The organism is Streptomyces hainanensis (assembly GCF_004348415.1).
GTDB classification, from domain to species: Bacteria; Actinomycetota; Actinomycetes; order Streptomycetales; family Streptomycetaceae; genus Streptomyces; species Streptomyces hainanensis.
The window spans coordinates 1-2,620 of the sequence record NZ_SMKI01000707.1 but is presented as its reverse complement, the minus strand read 5'-3'; the positions used below and the strand labels follow the sequence as shown (position 1 = coordinate 2,620).

Annotated in this window: 3 protein-coding genes and 1 pseudogene; 2 read left to right on the top strand and 2 right to left on the bottom strand. The window is 74.8% G+C overall.

The annotated features are described in order from the left end of the window. A pseudogene (locus E1283_RS34995) lies at positions 1 to 291 on the top strand (hypothetical protein); the annotation flags it as partial. On the opposite strand, the gene E1283_RS34990 reads toward E1283_RS34995, so the two are convergent. Then, positions 288 to 1,046: an aspartate/glutamate racemase family protein gene (locus E1283_RS34990; protein WP_132822195.1), complete on the bottom strand. Its 759-nt coding sequence runs from the start codon at positions 1,044 to 1,046 to the stop codon at positions 288 to 290. The pseudogene E1283_RS34995 and the gene E1283_RS34990 sit on opposite strands and share 4 nt — an antisense overlap. Positions 1,047 to 1,197: 151 nt before the next feature. Between E1283_RS34990 and E1283_RS34985 the strand changes: the two genes are divergently transcribed. Further along, positions 1,198 to 1,755 carry a helix-turn-helix domain-containing protein gene (locus E1283_RS34985; RefSeq protein ID WP_132822194.1) on the top strand — a complete coding sequence of 186 codons (558 nt, stop codon included), beginning with the start codon at positions 1,198 to 1,200 and terminating at the stop codon, positions 1,753 to 1,755. A 105-nt stretch (positions 1,756 to 1,860) separates the two neighbouring features. Here the strand turns inward: E1283_RS34985 and pepE are convergent, their stop codons facing one another. After that, a complete protein-coding gene (gene pepE / locus E1283_RS34980; protein WP_132822193.1) occupies positions 1,861 to 2,589 on the bottom strand; it encodes a dipeptidase PepE in 729 nt (242 codons plus the stop codon). Positions 2,590 to 2,620: the final 31 nt, after the last annotated feature.

The following is a 2,620-nucleotide window of genomic DNA, read 5'->3' as shown; positions in this document are numbered from 1 at the left end:
GGGACGGGGAGCATCGTGTGCCCGGAGGTGGTGGTGGGTGCGGTGCCGGCGGCGGCGCAGGCGGAGGTGGATCGGGAGTTGGCGTTGTTGCAGACGCAGATCGACGAGGCGAACGCGCGGTTGGTCGACACCGTCGGTGAGGGCGGCCCGAACTTCGTGCAGAACGCGATCCTCGGCCCGTTGGAGGACAAACGGGTGGCGACGTTGGATCGGATTCGGATTTCGATCGAGCGGCAGGGCGAGGTCGCGCCGGCCGGCCTCCAGGCGCTGGCCACCTGCTCGCTCGGCTAACGGCCGAGCGGGCCACCGCGCCAGGTGGGGAACGGCGCCTGGCCGGTGGCCGTGGCGAACGCGGCCTCGGCGGCGAGCGCGGTGGAGTCGAGGATCGGCAGCGGCGAGTCGTCGGGACGGACGAGCAGCGGGAGCTCGGTGCACACCAGGGCCACCGCGTCACAGCCCCGGGCCGCCAGCCGTTCGATGATCCGAACGATGGCGGCGCGGGACGCGTCGGCGAAGACGCCGTTCAGCAGCTCCTCGAAGATGATCGTGTCCACGGTCTCGCGGTCCGCCGCCTCCGGCACCTCGGCCGCGACGCCGTGCCGGGCGAGGGCGTCGGCGTAGAGCGTGGAGCCCATCGTGAAGCGGGTGCCGAGCACGCCCACCCTCCCCCAGCTCCGCTGGGAGGTGCCCCCATGCCGGCCGTCCCGCGCGGCGCGGGCGGCGACGACGTCCGGCAGGTTGAGGCCGGGCAGGGCGAGCTCGGGTCCGGGGCGCTGGAGTGCCAGGTGGGCGGTGTTGTCCGGGCAGACGAAGAAGGCCGCGCCGGCGGCCGCCAGCCGCTCGGCGCTGGTGGCGAGGATCGTCCGGACCGCGTCGTGGTCGCCGGCGTCCCAGGCCGGCATGGCGCGGGCCAGTGGCACGAGGTCGAGCGTGACGTCGGGGTGGTCGTGCGGGCCGAGCGCGCGGAAGCCCCGTTGGCAGAAGTTCTGGAAGCAGAGCGCGGCGCCCTCGGCGCTGTGGGCGAGTATCCCGAGGTGGTGATTCACGATGGCTGCTCCGGTCGTCGTCTCTTCCGTTCGGCGTAACGAACGGTTGGCCGGTATGGTGGAGGGAAGGGCGAGCGTTCGTCAAGCCGAACGACAGGGCGGGCGCCAGGCCCAACAGCAGGTCGAGCGACGGAGGGTGAGGAGCGCGCGCATGGCGGGCAAGCCGGATCTGGGGGCGCGGATCGCCGAGTCGATCCGGCGGGAGCGGGAGCGCGCGGGCCTGTCGCTGAGCGCGCTGGCGGCGCGGGCCGGGATCGCCAAGTCCACGCTGTCCCAGCTGGAGGCGGGCGCGGGCAACCCGAGCGTGGAGACGCTGTGGGCCATCGGCGTCGCGCTCGACCTGCCGTTCAGCGCGTTCGTCGACCCGCCGCGCCCCCGGGTGCGGCTGGTGCGGGCCGGCGAGGGCCCGGTGACCCGCGCGGAGCGGGCCGACTACGCGGCCGCGCTCCTCGCCTCCTGCCCGCCGGGCGCCCGCCGCGACGTCTACCGGATCACGGCCGGCCCGGGCGAGGCCAAGCGGTCACAGCCGCATCAGCCCGGCACCGTCGAACACGTGATCCTGTCCGCCGGCCGCGCCAGGGTCGGCCCCGCTTCTGCCCCGGTCGAGCTCGCCGCCGGCGACTACCTGGCCTTCCCCGGCGACTCCCCCCACCTCTTCGAGGCCCTGGAACCGGGCACGGCGGCGGTGATCGTCATGGAGCACCCGTAGCCGAGGCGGCGCACCGTCAGCCCGACGTCCGGTGGCCGCCGCGGGCGCCGTCCTGGTCCCGGGGTCCGCGACCGGGCCCCGGGAGGACAGGACGGAAGCGGGCGCCTAGCCGACGTCGAAGCGGTAGTCGCCCCGCAGCAGGTCGCTCAGGTCGGCGCCCGAGGTCAGTTCCTCGGGGGCCAGGCCGCGGCGGAACAGCAGGCCGCCGGCGGCGATGCCGCCGAGCGTCAGCCGCTCGCCCTCCCGGCGCAGCCAGGTGCCCTCGCGCAGCCCGACCACCGGCACGTCGTTCTCCTCCAGGAACTGCTCCAGGCGCTCGGCGCGGCTCTCGCCCATGTGCGCCGTGTCGGGTTTGGCGTCCAGGTAGTGCGGGTTGATCTGGAACGGCACCAGGTCGAGCGCGGCGAACGCCGGGGGCTGGACGATCGGCATGTCGTTGGTGGTGCGCAGCGTGGGGCAGGCCATGTTGGTGCCCGCGCTCGACCCCAGGTACGGCAGGTCGCCGGCGGCCACCCGCTCCCGGATGGCCGGCACCAGGCCGTGCTCGTGCAGGGCCTTCAGCAGCCGGAAGCTGTTCCCGCCGCCGACGAACACCGCCTCCGCCTCGCGGACGGCGGCCGCCGGTTCCGACGCGGTGTGGGCGCCGGTCACGGTGACGCCGAGCGGGGCGAGGGCGGTGGCGACCTGCGCGGTGTAGCCGGCGTGGTCGGCGAGCGCGTACGGCACGAACAGCAGGCTGCGGGCGCCGTCGAGCAGCGCGGCGATCTCCTCGGTGGCGTGCTCCAGGTAGCGGTGCCCGGGGGCGGTGGAGTTGGACAGCAGCAGCAGGCGCATGGGGCTTCTCTCTCGTCGGGGTGTCAGGCGG

Excerpts from the sequence above, each read along its gene's own strand:
- E1283_RS34985 (WP_132822194.1), top strand. The coding sequence starts at position 1,198 with ATGGCGGGCAAGCCGGATCTGGGGGCGCGGATCGCCGAGTCGATCCGG.
- pepE (WP_132822193.1), bottom strand. The coding sequence starts at position 2,589 with ATGCGCCTGCTGCTGCTGTCCAACTCCACCGCCCCCGGGCACCGCTAC.